We start from the raw sequence: 12,815 nt of genomic DNA, 5'->3' as shown, positions 1-12,815 counted from the left end.
CGGGTGGGCCCGGTTATCCGTCTGTGGCGGCTGCTGAATATAAAGAGCGTTGCTTTCAGCAGCCTTACAGACCGGGTTGTGAATTGCTGACGCCGGCATCACGAACCGGCGTCGGTTTTTTCCATGCTTCTTGTAGGTTTAGTGGACCAGCATGCCGGTGAACCAGTAGGCCTGAGCCAGCGTGATCAAACCGACAATTGTTGCAAAGAATAGGCTGTGCTTGAGGGTGAAGCGGAACAGATCCGATTCCTTGCCCACCAGCCCGGTCGCGGCGCAGGCCACGGCGATCGATTGTGGCGAGATCATCTTGCCGGTCACGCCGCCGCTGGTGTTCGCCGCCACCAGCAGGGTGTCGTTGACGCCGATCTGGTGCGCGGTGGTCGCCTGTAGCGAACTGAACAGAGCGTTGGACGAAGTATCCGAACCGGTGAGAAACACGCCGAGCCAGCCGAGGAACGGCGAGAAGAACGGGAATGCCGCGCCGGTTCCGGCCAATACCAGGGCCATGGTCGAAGACATGCCGGAGTAGTTGGTGACGAAGGCGAAGGCCAGCACCATGCCGATCGACAGGATTGGCCAGCGCAGTTCGTAGAAGGTCTCTTTCAAAGTGGTCAGACCAGTTTTGAAATTGATCTTCAGTACCAGCATCGAAATCAGCGCGGAGAAGAAAATCGCCGTGCCGGTCGCGGAAATCGGGTCGAGTTTGAACACCGCAGGGATTGCTGTTGGAGCAGCCACGATCGGTGCGGTTTTGATCACCAGTTGATCAAGGTGCGGAATCGCGAAGTTGAACACCCAGCTGTACATCGAACCGCCAGCGGCAAACATCGCTTTGAAAGGCTTCAGCGTCCAGATGGTCACCAGCACGGTGAGGATCAGGAATGGCGACCACGCCTTGAAAATTTCCCCGAGGCTGTAAGGCGACACCACGGTAGTGCGCTTCTGGCCGAAACCGCCGACGCTGGCAGTCACCACCGACGCGGAAACGGCGCCGGCGATGTGTTGGCCGGCAGCGCGTTTTGGTTGCCAGACTTTCAGGAACAGGGTCAGGGAAATCAGGCTGGCTAGCGCCGAAGTGATGTCTGGAAGCTCTGGGCCAATGAAGTTTGAGGTGAAGTATTGGGTGACGGCGAAGCTCAGGCCCGCGACCAGTGCAGCTGGCCAGGTTTCACGCACACCGCGCAGGCCGTCCATCATGAACACCAGCCAGAACGGCACGAACAGCGACAGCAGTGGCAGTTGGCGACCGGTCATGGCGCCGATCTTGAACGCGTCGATGCCGGTGACTTGACCGGCAACAATGATCGGAATCCCCAATGCGCCAAACGCAACCGGTGCGGTGTTGGCGATCAGGCACAGGCCGGCGGCGTATAGCGGGTTGAAGCCCAGTCCAACAAGAAGTGCGGCAGTAATCGCCACCGGCGCACCAAAACCGGCGGCACCTTCCAGAAATGCACCGAAGCAGAAACCGATCAGCAGCACTTGCAGGCGCTGGTCGTCAGTAATCGATAACACCGAACTGCGGATGACCTCGAACTGACCACTTTTCACCGTCAGTTTGTAGAGGAATACCGCCGCGACAATGATCCAGGCAATCGGCCACAGGCCGTAGGCGAAGCCATACCCGGCGGCGGCGAAGGCCATATCGACCGGCATCTGGAACGCGAAGATCGCCACGGCAATCGACAGCGCGAGGGTGATGCTCCCGGCCACATGGCCTTTGAGGCGGAACACCGCCAGCGCGAGAAAGAAGAAAACGATGGGGATGACGGCCGCGAGTGCGGACACGCCGAGACTGCCGAGCGGGCTGTAGAGCTGTTGCCAGGTTTGCATATGGGGTGGCCCCTAATTGTTGTTGGTCAGGCACTGTCAGCGTTTTGGATAATTGGTAAGACCAATTTACAATCGCTGTTGGCTAGGGTAAAAGCCTTGATGTCGGTGTGTCAATTTGCCGCCCTAGAACTTTTGTCGAACAAGCGGTGCAGATCGCATCTGATCCGGTTTCGGCAAGTGGTGTCTGGTAGGTGTCGGCAAGGCGCCGATAGGCCAGAATAGAGAGCCCGGCGAGCGGTCGGGATCGTGGAGAAATGAGTTATGGGGTTTGATCAGATTCGGCAGCGCCGTTTGTCTGACGATATTGTCGAGCGACTCGAGGGGATGATCCTTGAGGGCACGCTGAAGTCCGGTGAGCGGCTGCCGGCGGAGCGCACGCTGGCCGAACAATTTGGCGTATCACGGCCGTCGCTGCGTGAGGCTATTCAGAAACTGGCGGCGAAAGGGCTGCTGGTCAGTCGCCAGGGTGGCGGCAACTATGTGGTGGAGAGTCTGGGCTCGACGTTCAGTGATCCGTTGCTGCAGCTGCTTGAAAGCAATCCTGAGGCGCAACGCGATTTACTGGAATTTCGGCACACTCTGGAGGCATCGTGCGCCTACTACGCAGCATTGCGCGCGACTGATGTCGATCGCGAGCGGTTGACCGCAGCGTTCGAAGAACTGCAGGACTGCTATTCGCGTCACGATGAAGTGAGCCGGGCGGAGGAGGGCGCTGCGGATGCGAAATTCCATCTGGCGATTGCTGAAGCCAGTCATAACGCGGTGTTGCTGCACACCATTCGCGGGTTATTCGATCTGCTCAAACGTAACGTCGTCACCAACATCGGCGGCATGTACAAGCAGCGCACGGAAACCCGCGACATGCTGATTACCCAGCATCGGGAATTGTATCTGGCGATTATTGAAGGTCGTGCAGAGCAGGCACGTGAGGTTTCCAGCCGACACATTTTGTATGTGCAGGAAGTGCTGGAAGAGGTGCGGCAAGAGGTTCAGCGCATGGCTCGGGCGGAGCGGCGCAAGGGGATGTGATTTTTTAAAGCAAAAGATCGCAGCCTGCGGCAGCTCCTACAGGGAAATGCGGATCCCAGTGTAGGAGCTGCCGAAGGCTGCGATCTTTACTTTCAAGGGGGGGAGACTAGTCTTCCTTGCCCTTGTTGCGCACCGCACGCTGCAGTTCACGACCGGCATCGCGTTCACGCTCGGTGTCACGCTTGTCGTATTCCTTCTTGCCCTTGCCCAGAGCGATCTCGCACTTGACCATGTGCTTGCTCCAGTACCAGGACAGGCAGACGCAGGCGTAACCCTTTTGCTGCACCATCGCGGCAAGCTTTTCCAGCTCGCGGCGGTTGAGCAGCAATTTGCGTGTGCGCACCGGGTCGGCGATGACGTGGGTGCTTGCGGTCATCAGAGGCGTGATGTGGCTGCCGAGCAACCACGCTTCGCCATCCTTGAGCAGGACATAGCTGTCGACCAGCTGTAGCTTGCTTGCCCGCAGACTTTTTACTTCCCAGCCGGCCAGGACCAGACCAGCCTCGAACTTGTGCTCGATGAAGTAATCGTGTCGCGCCTTTTTGTTCTGCGCGATGGTCCCTGTTGGGTGTTTCTTCTGTTTAGCCATAGGGGCGGCATTATATGGAGATAAACGGCTGTCGGCTACGGTGATGCTGCGTGCTTGAGCAGGTTGAGTGAATCCCGGACAATGCGGCCTCTTTTTCTAACGCTTGGGCGTGATAAACGATGTCGACAGACAAGGTTTCTGTCCACGGCAGTTGGGCTAGCCGCTGGGTATTCATACTCGCCGCGACCGGTTCGGCCGTGGGACTGGGTAGTATCTGGAAGTTCCCCTACATGGTCGGGGTTTACGGCGGCGGTGCGTTTGTACTGATGTTTCTGGCGTGTATCGCACTGATCGGCATCCCGGTCATGCTCGCGGAAACCCTGATCGGCCGGCGCGCCCGGCAAAGTCCGGCGAACGCCTTGAAGGTGCTGGCGCTGGAAGCCGGGCACTCGGGCAAGTGGTCGTGGGGCGCATTTGCCGGGATGATCACGGCATTGTTGATCCTGTCTTTTTATAGTGTGGTCGGCGGCTGGTCGCTGGACTACATCGTCGATATGGGCCGCGGTGACTTTCAGGGCGCGACGGCCGATCAGGTCGGCGCTTATTTCGGCAATGTCATCTCCAATCCATGGCGCCTGACACTTTGGCATACGATTTTTATGCTGCTGTCGGCCTTCGTCATCGCCAAAGGCGTGGTCGCCGGACTTGAGCGCAGCTTGCGCATCATGATGCCGCTGCTGTTCGTGATGATCCTGGTATTGCTGGGTTACAGCATGACCACCGGGCATTTCATGGAAGGCGTGCATTTCATGTTCGACTTCCACCCGGAAAAAGTCCTCGACGGTCTGTTGCCAGCGATGGGCCACGCGTTCTTTTCACTGAGCGTCGGTGTCGGCTCGATCATGATCTACGGCGCTTACATGCCGAAGAGTTCGTCTTTGTCTGGCACGGTTGTCGGCGTGGCACTGCTTGATACCTTTGTTTCGCTGGTCGCCGGTCTTGCTCTGTTCCCGATCGTGTTTGCCGGAGGTCTGAATCCTAGCGAAGGTCCTGGGCTGATGTTCGTCAGCCTGCCATTTGCCTTTGGTAATGTGGCTTTCGGTCAGTTGATGGGCGTGGTGTTCTTTGTGCTGGTGGCGATTGCGGCCTGGAGTTCGGCGATCTCCCTTCTGGAGCCGATGGTTGCCTATCTGGTTGAGCGCACGAAAGTCAGTCGCGCGTGGGTGACTTTCTGGCTGGCGTTCATCTGCTGGTTCGTCGGTCTGGGCACAGTGTTCTCCTTCAATATCTGGAAGGAAGCCAAATTTTTCGTGAACGAAGGCGGGATGTTCCATCTCTACCAATGGGGTGCGCAGAGCGGTCTGGACTTCTTTGGCGTGATCGATTTCTTCACCTCGCGGATCATGTTGCCGCTCGGTGGCCTGTGTTTCGTGCTGTTTGCCGGATGGGTGATGGGGCGTGAAGCGGTACGCGACGAGTTGTCGATCCGCAACCCGGCACTGTTCGCCCTGTCTTTGTTCTTGATGCGCTACGTGGCGCCCATCGGCATTCTTGTAGTGTTTGCCGCTCAGCTCTGGAAGTAACGCTCACATGACGACACATATTCAACGATCGGCATTGCTGCCGTACCCGGCGCAATTTCTCTACGACCTGGTCAACGACGTGGCGCGCTACCCGGAATTTCTGCCGTGGTGCTCCTCTGCGGAAGTGCTGGAAAGTTCGCCGGAGCACATGCGCGCCAGTGTGGGGGTGGCCAAGGGCGGTCTCAGTCAGCATTTTGTGACGCGCAATACGCTGGTGCCGGGGCAGTCGATCGAGATGAACCTTGAAGAGGGGCCGTTCAATCAGTTGCACGGTGTCTGGGTGTTCAAGGTGTTGAACGAGAAGGCCTGCAAGATCAGTCTGGATCTGTCGTTCGATTACGCCGGGCCGCTGGTGCGTGCCACGTTGGGGCCGCTGTTCAATCAGGCCGCTAATACGCTGGTGGACGCGTTCTGCCAGCGCGCCAAGCAGATGCATGGTTGAGCCGGTGATCGAGATAGAGGTGGTGTACGCGGCCGTGGATCGTCAGGTTTTGCGCTCGGTTAGCATAAATGACGGCGCAACGGTGCGGGCTGCGGTGCTTGCGTCGGGTATCGGTCGCGAGTTTCCTGAGCTGAATCTGGCGGAATGTCCATTGGGCATTTTTGGCAAAGTGGTTACTGACCCGGATTCGCGGCTGATTCAGGCAGGGGAGCGCATCGAGATTTACCGTCCATTGCTTGCCGATCCCAAAGAGGTACGGCGTCTGCGTGCGGCCAAGGCTGCCGAAGCCAAGGCCCAAAACGCGTAAAAACCAAATCGCAGACAATAAAAAACCCGGAGTTTCCGGGTTTTTTATTGTCTCGCCAATTATTGCGGCGAGGTGTCCAGCGGCTCTGGTGTCGGAACCGGAACGGTTTCTACACCATCGACGTCCTTCTGGATCTGATCCAGCAAGGAACCTGGCTTCACCGGTTTTTCCGGTGTTGGCTTCTCGGCGTTTTCAGCAGGAGCGGTCACGGTGGTGCCACTGTCCTTGCCGAGAATGGCTTCGTCACGGCTTACGCCCGGCATAAAGTCACCGGACAGGCTGACAAGCTGGTCGTTTGAGTTGAAAATAACGCTGATGCGTTCCTGTTGGCGTTCACCGCCACCCGGTTGCAGGCTGTACAGATAATCCCAGCGATCGGCATGGAACGTGTCGACAAGCAGAGGGTTACCCATGATAAACCGTACTTGCGGCCGGGTCATTCCCGGGCGTAACTGGTCTATCATGTCCTGCGTGACGACATTGCCCTGCTGGATGTCGATTTTGTAAACCCCGGGGAATGAACAACCGGCGAGTGCGAGCAGTCCCACAAAGGTGAAACTGGTTAGCAAGAGCTTGGTGTTTTGCATCGGTGGGCGACTTCCACTATCTTGGCTGGGACAACGTAAACGCCGATCATACCCGCATTAAGAGAAGCTGCGAAGCAGCATCGCGAGAAAGCTGACCATGGTTGAAAATAGCGAACTACGCAAAGCCGGCCTTAAAGTGACCCTGCCACGGGTCAAGATCCTGCAAATGCTCGACTCCACCGAGCAGCGCCACATGAGTGCCGAGGACGTCTACAAGGCGTTGATGGAAGCTGGTGAGGACGTCGGTCTGGCCACGGTTTACCGTGTTCTGACCCAGTTCGAAGCAGCTGGCCTCGTGGTCCGTCACAACTTCGACGGTGGCCACGCGGTTTTCGAGTTGGCCGACAGTGGTCACCACGACCACATGGTTAACGTGGAAACCGGTGAGGTTGTCGAATTCGTCAGCCTGGAAATCGAAAAGCTCCAGAAGGCAATTGCCGAAGAGCACGGTGTCGAGTTGGTGGATCACAACCTGGTGCTGTACATCCGCAAGAAAAAGTAAGCATGTCGCGCGAATTTCATATTCGCGAAACGAACGAAGGCGACCCAAGGGTCGCCTTCGTGCTTTCTGTCGTTGTCAAACCTTGGCGGTCACAACCATTTTTTTCGCGTGGGCCAGGGATTCCTTGGTCAGATCGATGCCGCCGAGCATCCGCGCCACTTCTTCTATGCGGTCGTTCTTGCTCAGTTTGGAGACGGCGGTGTGCGTCGCCTGTTCGCCACGCACCTTGTGCACGAACAGATGCTGATGACCCTGCGCTGCCACCTGAGGCAAGTGCGTCACGGTCAGTACCTGACCGCGATCGCCGAGGCGACGCAGCAGTTGGCCGACAATTTCCGCCGTCGGGCCACCAATACCCACGTCCACTTCGTCGAACACCAGCGTCGGTACGCGAGATGTCTGTGCGGTGATGACCTGAATAGCCAGGCTGATCCGTGACAACTCACCACCAGAGGCTACTTTTGCCAGCGCTTTAAGCGGCTGACCCGGGTTGGCGCTGACCAGCAATTCGACCTGTTCCAGCCCGTTGGGCAGCAATTCGTCGCTGCTATTGGCCTTTAATTCAATGGTGAATCGACCTCCGGGCATGCCCAGACGCTGAATTTCCTGTTCAACTGCACTGGCGAGACTGCCGGCAGCCTGATGACGCAAATCGCTCAGTTCCCGCGCCTTCTCTTGATAGTGGCGGGCGTAGGAAGCCAGCTCTTCTCCCAAGCGCTCGATGGATTCGTCGTTGGCGTTGAGGGTTTCGATCTCATCCAGCAGCTTCTGCTGCATTTCCCCGACCTCGGTCGGCTGAATCCTATGTTTGCGCGCCAGCGTGTAAATCGCGTCGAGACGCTCTTCCAGATATTGCAGGCGCGCCGGATCGGCATCGAAGTTGTCGAGGAAGCGGTTGAGTTCGCCGACGGCTTCTTCGACCTGAATCTGCGCGCTGGTCAGCAGGCTGCTGGCTTCGCCCAGTGCGCCGACGGAGTTATTCACGCTCGACAGGCGATTGAGGCTGGCGGTCAGTGCGTTCAGCACATTGCCGGAATCGCTTTCGCTGCATTGCTCGACCACTTGCCGACAAATGCCAAGCAGCGTCTCGGCGTTGGTCAGGTTTTTGTGTTCCTGCTCCAGTTGCTCAAGTTCGTTCTCGCCGAGACCGAGGTTTTCCAGTTCTTCCAACTGGTAGCTGAGCAATTGGTGGCGGGCGCGTTGCTCGTCACCGGAATTGGAGAGTCGCTCCAGTTCCTGACGAGTCTGGCGCCAGCGCTGCGCGGCGAGCTGCACCTGACGGGCCAGATCAGTGGCGCCGGCATACTCGTCCAGCAACCGACGATGGGTATCGGTTTTCAGCAGGGACTGGTGTTCATGCTGGCTGTGGATATCAATCAGCAGTTCGCCGAGTGCTTTCAGATCGCCAAGCGGGCAGGGTGTGCCATTGATATAGCCGCGCGAACGACCTTCGCTGGTAATCACTCGACGCAAGATGCACGGCCCATCGGTCTCCAGATCGCGCTCGGCCAGCCAAACGCTGGCTTCAGGGATGTCCGCCAGATCGAAGGTCGCGAGGATGTCGGCCTTATCGGCACCGGGACGCACCACGCCGCTGTCGGCGCGATCACCCAGTGTCAGGCCCAGCGCGTCGAGCATGATCGACTTGCCGGCGCCGGTTTCCCCTGTGATCACGCTCATCCCGCGATCGAGTTCGAGATCGAGATGTTCAACGATGGCGTAGTTATGTACGGACAGGTGCACCAGCATAAAGGCCGCTCCCAGGCTTTAGGTCTGGTTATTTATACAGTGTTTTGTTTCGGGCTGACAATGCCCTGCCTTAGCTCGATTCGCTTGAACGTAAAAACTGCTTAGCGCATTCAGGAATGAGAATGTGGCACTTTTTTGTAGGGTTAATGGTTGAAGGCCCTTGAAGCCTGATTTTGCGGCCCCATATATCGGGACAGAAGCGCGAGTCAGGCTCGCGGACGAAATTGAAAGGAGAATTCTATGGCTGACGAACAGACAGTAGATACGCAAAACCCAGAAGCCAATCAGGCGCCCGAAGGTTCGGGTGATGACCTGGCGACCCGTGTACAAGTGCTCGAAGAGCAATTGGCCGCCGCGCAGGATCAGTCTCTGCGTGTTGCTGCCGATCTGCAGAACGTCCGTCGCCGTGCCGAGCAGGACGTCGAGAAGGCGCACAAGTTTGCCCTGGAAAAATTCGCCGGTGACCTGTTGCCGATCGTCGACAGCCTGGAGCGCGGCCTCGAGCTGTCGAACCCGGACGACGAAAGCATCCGTCCGATGCGCGAAGGCATCGAGCTGACGCTGAAAATGTTCCACGACACCCTCAAGCGTTATCAGCTGGAAGCGATCGACCCGCATGGTGAGCCGTTCAACGCCGTTCAGCATCAGGCGATGGCCATGCAAGAAAGCGCCGACGTAGAACCGAACAGCGTTTTGAAGGTGTTCCAGAAGGGCTACCAGCTCAACGGTCGCCTGTTGCGCCCGGCCATGGTTGTGGTCAGCAAGGCGCCTGCGCCAATTTCGCCTTCGATTGACGAGAAGGCTTGAAATTAGCCGCAAGGCCCCCATTTAGAAGTCAAGCGTTTAAGTATTACCGCAGTTAGCCACCACTGCTGCGGCAACAAAATCCAAAGTTTCGGGAGAGTTAACATGGGCAAAATTATCGGTATCGACCTGGGGACTACCAACTCCTGCGTCTCCGTGCTGGAAAACGGCAAAGCAAAAGTTATCGAAAACGCTGAAGGCGCGCGTACCACGCCGTCGATCATCGCATACGCCAACGATGGCGAAATCCTGGTAGGTCAGTCGGCCAAGCGTCAGGCTGTGACCAACCCGCACAACACTCTGTACGCGGTAAAGCGTCTGATCGGTCGTCGTTTCGACGAAGAAGTTGTGCAGAAAGACATCCAGATGGTCCCTTACAAGATCGTCAAGGCTGAGAACAACGACGCCTGGGTAGAAGTGAACGGCCAGAAAATGGCACCGCCACAAATCTCGGCTGAAATCCTCAAAAAGATGAAGAAGACCGCCGAAGACTACCTCGGCGAGACCGTGACCGAAGCCGTGATCACCGTTCCGGCCTACTTCAACGACAGCCAGCGTCAGGCGACCAAAGACGCCGGCCGCATCGCCGGTCTGGACGTAAAACGTATCATCAACGAACCAACCGCAGCTGCTCTGGCTTACGGTATGGACAAGGCCAAGGGCGATCACACCGTGATCGTTTATGACCTGGGTGGCGGTACTTTCGACGTTTCCGTGATCGAGATCGCTGAAGTTGATGGCGAGCACCAGTTCGAAGTACTGGCCACCAACGGTGACACGTTCCTCGGCGGTGAAGACTTCGACATTCGTCTGATCGACTACCTCGTTGACGAATTCAAGAAAGAAAGCGGCATGAACCTCAAAGGTGATCCGCTGGCCATGCAGCGCCTGAAAGAAGCCGCTGAGAAAGCCAAGATCGAGCTGTCGTCCGCTCAGTCGACCGACGTCAACCTGCCGTACATCACTGCAGACGCGACCGGTCCTAAGCACCTGAACGTGAAGATCTCGCGTGCCAAGCTCGAAGCACTGGTTGAAGACCTGGTTCAGCGCACCATCGAACCTTGCCGCATCGCCATGAAAGACGCTGGTCTGGACGTTGGCGCGATCAACGACGTGATTCTGGTCGGTGGTCAGACCCGTATGCCGCTGGTGCAGAAGCTGGTTACCGATTTCTTCGGTAAAGAAGCACGCAAAGACGTTAACCCGGACGAAGCTGTTGCCATGGGTGCTGCGATTCAGGGTGCTGTTCTGGCCGGTGATGTGAAAGACGTTCTGCTGCTCGACGTCAGCCCGCTGACTCTGGGTATCGAAACCATGGGTGGCGTGATGACCGCGCTGATCGAGAAAAACACCACGATTCCTACCAAGAAATCGCAAGTGTTCTCGACTGCCGACGACAACCAGGGCGCTGTGACCATTCACGTGCTGCAGGGCGAGCGTAAGCAAGCCACTCAGAACAAGTCCTTGGGCAAGTTCGACCTGGCCGACATTCCACCTGCTCCACGTGGCGTGCCGCAGATCGAAGTGACCTTCGACATCGACGCTAACGGCATCCTGCACGTTGGTGCGAAAGACAAGGCAACCGGCAAGACTCAGTCGATCGTGATCAAGGCCAACTCCGGTCTGTCCGATGAAGAAATCGAGCGCATGGTGCGTGACGCCGAAGCGAACGCTGAGGAAGACCGCAAGTTCGAAGAGCTGGCCGCTGCCCGTAACCAGGGCGACGCACTGGTTCACTCGACGCGCAAGATGATTGCTGACGCGGGCGACAAAGTCACCGCCGAAGAGAAGACTGCGATCGAAGCTGCTGTGGTTGCTCTGGAAGCTGCTGTCAAAGGCGACGACAAGGCTGCTATCGAAGCGAAGGTTGAGGAGCTGTCGAAAGTCTCCGCTCCGGTTGCTCAGAAGATGTACGCCGAACAGGCTCAGCCAGCTGATGGCGCAGCCCCGCAAGGCGAATCGGCTGACAAGGCGGACGACGTTGTCGATGCAGAGTTCGAAGAAGTCAAAGACCACAAGTAAGTTGTTGGTCGGCCGGTTGACTGCCTTTAGGCAGTGACTGGTAGGATGTCGCCGCGCGGGAGCTAGCTCCCGCGTTGGCGTATCTGGAATACGCGAATTTTTACAGCATGCGACAAGCCTCGTGTGTTGCTGGTATGGCCGGGAATGCTCCTGCTTTCCGTGCCGCAAGTACCACAAGAAACAAAGACCAGGATCGTTGAATTGACGTGAGTTGGGTCCGGGCCTGTATTGGGGCTCAACGAGTTTGACGATCCTCAGGAGGGGTTTGTCGGACGTCCTCAAGAGTGCAGAAGACTTATGGCAAAGCGTGACTATTACGAAGTGTTGGGTGTTGAGCGCGGCTCAAGCGATGCGGACCTGAAGAAGGCTTACCGTCGTCTGGCGATGAAGCATCACCCGGACCGTAATCCCGATGACAAAGCGTCGGAAGAAATGTTCAAAGAGGCCAACGAGGCCTATGAAGTGCTGTCCGACTCGAGCAAGCGTGCGGCGTACGACCAGTACGGTCATGCCGGTGTCGACCCGAGCATGGGTGGCGGCGGTGCCGGTTTCGGCGGTCAGAATTTCTCGGACATCTTTGGTGATGTCTTCAGTGATTTCTTCGGTGGCGGTCGCGGCGGTTCCCGTGGCGGTGCCCAGCGTGGCAGCGACTTGCGCTACACCCTGGAGTTGAATCTGGAAGAAGCGGTGCGTGGCACGTCGGTGAATATCCGCGTTCCGACACTGGTCAACTGCAAGCCGTGCGATGGTTCCGGCGCGAAGAAAGGCTCGTCGCCATCGACGTGCCCGACGTGCGGTGGCATCGGTCAGGTGCGTATGCAGCAGGGCTTCTTCTCGGTGCAGCAAACCTGCCCGCGTTGCCATGGCCAGGGCAAGATCATTTCCGATCCGTGCGACTCCTGCCACGGTGACGGTCGCGTTGAAGAATACAAAACCCTGTCGGTCAAAGTGCCGGCCGGCGTCGATACCGGCGACCGCATTCGTCTGTCCGGCGAAGGCGAGGCGGGTACGCAGGGCGGCCCGACTGGCGACCTGTACGTGGTCATCAATGTCCGCGAGCACGATATTTTCCAGCGCGATGGCAAGCATCTATTCTGCGAAGTGCCGATCAGTTTCGTCGATGCGGCGCTGGGTGGCGAGCTGGAAATTCCGACCCTCGACGGTCGCGTCAAACTGAAAATCCCCGAAGGTACTCAGACCGGCAAGCAGTTCCGCGTACGCGGCAAAGGCGTAGCGCCGGTGCGTGGCGGCGGTGCGGGTGACTTGATGTGCCGTGTAGCAGTCGAGACTCCGGTCAACCTGAATCGTCGTCAGCGCGAACTGCTGGAAGAATTCCGCAGCTCGCTGGCAGACGACAATAGCCATTCGCCGAAAACCACCGGTTGGTTCGACGGTGTGAAGCGCTTCTTCGGCGATCTGTAAGGAGTC

The 12,815-nt window shown here is 57.7% G+C and carries 12 protein-coding genes; 8 read left to right on the top strand and 4 right to left on the bottom strand.

Going from position 1 to position 12,815, the window contains the following annotated elements; genetic code table 11:
• Positions 1 to 138 precede the first annotated feature (138 nt).
• Entirely contained in the window at positions 139 to 1,833 is a 1,695-nt protein-coding gene (locus tag F8N44_RS22585; RefSeq protein WP_150651849.1) for a lactate permease LctP family transporter, read from the bottom strand.
• A gap of 261 nt (positions 1,834 to 2,094) precedes the next feature.
• On the opposite strand from F8N44_RS22585, the gene F8N44_RS22580 reads away from it, so the two are divergent.
• A complete protein-coding gene (locus F8N44_RS22580) occupies positions 2,095 to 2,862 on the top strand; it encodes an FCD domain-containing protein (RefSeq protein ID WP_007915207.1) in 768 nt (255 codons plus the stop codon).
• 106 nt (positions 2,863 to 2,968) lie between these two features.
• Here F8N44_RS22580 and smpB read toward each other — a convergent pair whose 3' ends face one another.
• Positions 2,969 to 3,451, bottom strand: a complete 483-nt coding sequence (smpB, locus tag F8N44_RS22575; protein WP_008088297.1) for an SsrA-binding protein SmpB — start codon at positions 3,449 to 3,451, stop codon at positions 2,969 to 2,971.
• A 119-nt stretch (positions 3,452 to 3,570) separates the two neighbouring features.
• On the opposite strand from smpB, the gene F8N44_RS22570 reads away from it, so the two are divergent.
• From F8N44_RS22570 to F8N44_RS22560, 3 genes are read left to right on the top strand one after another with little or no spacing between them, the layout of a single operon-like run.
• Positions 3,571 to 4,974, top strand: a complete 1,404-nt coding sequence (locus tag F8N44_RS22570) for a sodium-dependent transporter (RefSeq protein WP_007915211.1) — start codon at positions 3,571 to 3,573, stop codon at positions 4,972 to 4,974.
• Positions 4,975 to 4,981: 7 nt separating this feature from the next.
• Positions 4,982 to 5,416, top strand: a complete 435-nt coding sequence (locus F8N44_RS22565; protein ID WP_016986510.1) for a type II toxin-antitoxin system RatA family toxin — start codon at positions 4,982 to 4,984, stop codon at positions 5,414 to 5,416.
• Complete coding sequence (locus F8N44_RS22560; protein WP_150651848.1) at positions 5,409 to 5,723, top strand: RnfH family protein; 315 nt, start codon at positions 5,409 to 5,411, stop codon at positions 5,721 to 5,723. Before F8N44_RS22565 ends, F8N44_RS22560 begins: the two co-directional genes overlap by 8 nt.
• Before the next feature lie 59 nt (positions 5,724 to 5,782).
• On the opposite strand, the gene F8N44_RS22555 is transcribed toward F8N44_RS22560, so the two are convergent.
• Positions 5,783 to 6,310, bottom strand: coding sequence for an outer membrane protein assembly factor BamE (locus F8N44_RS22555; protein ID WP_007915215.1), 528 nt, complete (start codon positions 6,308 to 6,310; stop codon positions 5,783 to 5,785).
• Between the two features lie 97 nt (positions 6,311 to 6,407).
• On the opposite strand from F8N44_RS22555, the gene fur reads away from it, so the two are divergent.
• On the top strand, positions 6,408 to 6,812 hold the full coding sequence (gene fur / locus F8N44_RS22550; protein ID WP_150651847.1) for a ferric iron uptake transcriptional regulator: 405 nt from the start codon (positions 6,408 to 6,410) through the stop codon (positions 6,810 to 6,812).
• Positions 6,813 to 6,887: 75 nt separating this feature from the next.
• Here fur and recN read toward each other — a convergent pair whose 3' ends face one another.
• Positions 6,888 to 8,561: a DNA repair protein RecN gene (gene recN, locus F8N44_RS22545; protein ID WP_150651846.1), complete on the bottom strand. Its 1,674-nt coding sequence runs from the start codon at positions 8,559 to 8,561 to the stop codon at positions 6,888 to 6,890.
• A 240-nt stretch (positions 8,562 to 8,801) separates the two neighbouring features.
• On the opposite strand from recN, the gene grpE reads away from it, so the two are divergent.
• From grpE to dnaJ, 3 genes are all read left to right on the top strand, one after another.
• On the top strand, positions 8,802 to 9,368 hold the full coding sequence (grpE, locus tag F8N44_RS22540; RefSeq protein ID WP_007915219.1) for a nucleotide exchange factor GrpE: 567 nt from the start codon (positions 8,802 to 8,804) through the stop codon (positions 9,366 to 9,368).
• Between the two features lie 102 nt (positions 9,369 to 9,470).
• Positions 9,471 to 11,387 carry a molecular chaperone DnaK gene (dnaK, locus tag F8N44_RS22535; RefSeq protein WP_150651845.1) on the top strand — a complete coding sequence of 639 codons (1,917 nt, stop codon included), beginning with the start codon at positions 9,471 to 9,473 and terminating at the stop codon, positions 11,385 to 11,387.
• A 297-nt stretch (positions 11,388 to 11,684) separates the two neighbouring features.
• Positions 11,685 to 12,809: a molecular chaperone DnaJ gene (gene dnaJ, locus F8N44_RS22530; RefSeq protein WP_016986506.1), complete on the top strand. Its 1,125-nt coding sequence runs from the start codon at positions 11,685 to 11,687 to the stop codon at positions 12,807 to 12,809.
• Positions 12,810 to 12,815 lie beyond the last annotated feature (6 nt).

This window comes from Pseudomonas fluorescens, from assembly GCF_902497745.1.
In the GTDB taxonomy this organism is placed as follows: Bacteria; Pseudomonadota; Gammaproteobacteria; order Pseudomonadales; family Pseudomonadaceae; genus Aquipseudomonas; species Aquipseudomonas fluorescens_BM.
This window is presented reverse-complemented; position numbering and strand designations above follow the sequence as displayed.

What these genes read in the sequence shown, in the direction of transcription:
- dnaJ (WP_016986506.1), top strand. Translation starts at nt 11,685, where the DNA reads ATGGCAAAGCGTGACTATTACGAAGTGTTGGGTGTTGAGCGCGGCTCA.
- F8N44_RS22570 (WP_007915211.1), top strand. Translation starts at nt 3,571, where the DNA reads ATGTCGACAGACAAGGTTTCTGTCCACGGCAGTTGGGCTAGCCGCTGG.
- F8N44_RS22580 (WP_007915207.1), top strand. Translation starts at nt 2,095, where the DNA reads ATGGGGTTTGATCAGATTCGGCAGCGCCGTTTGTCTGACGATATTGTC.
- grpE (WP_007915219.1), top strand. Translation starts at nt 8,802, where the DNA reads ATGGCTGACGAACAGACAGTAGATACGCAAAACCCAGAAGCCAATCAG.
- F8N44_RS22560 (WP_150651848.1), top strand. Translation starts at nt 5,409, where the DNA reads ATGGTTGAGCCGGTGATCGAGATAGAGGTGGTGTACGCGGCCGTGGAT.
- recN (WP_150651846.1), bottom strand. Translation starts at nt 8,561, where the DNA reads ATGCTGGTGCACCTGTCCGTACATAACTACGCCATCGTTGAACATCTC.
- F8N44_RS22585 (WP_150651849.1), bottom strand. Translation starts at nt 1,833, where the DNA reads ATGCAAACCTGGCAACAGCTCTACAGCCCGCTCGGCAGTCTCGGCGTG.
- F8N44_RS22565 (WP_016986510.1), top strand. Translation starts at nt 4,982, where the DNA reads ATGACGACACATATTCAACGATCGGCATTGCTGCCGTACCCGGCGCAA.
- dnaK (WP_150651845.1), top strand. Translation starts at nt 9,471, where the DNA reads ATGGGCAAAATTATCGGTATCGACCTGGGGACTACCAACTCCTGCGTC.
- fur (WP_150651847.1), top strand. Translation starts at nt 6,408, where the DNA reads ATGGTTGAAAATAGCGAACTACGCAAAGCCGGCCTTAAAGTGACCCTG.
- F8N44_RS22555 (WP_007915215.1), bottom strand. Translation starts at nt 6,310, where the DNA reads ATGCAAAACACCAAGCTCTTGCTAACCAGTTTCACCTTTGTGGGACTG.
- smpB (WP_008088297.1), bottom strand. Translation starts at nt 3,451, where the DNA reads ATGGCTAAACAGAAGAAACACCCAACAGGGACCATCGCGCAGAACAAA.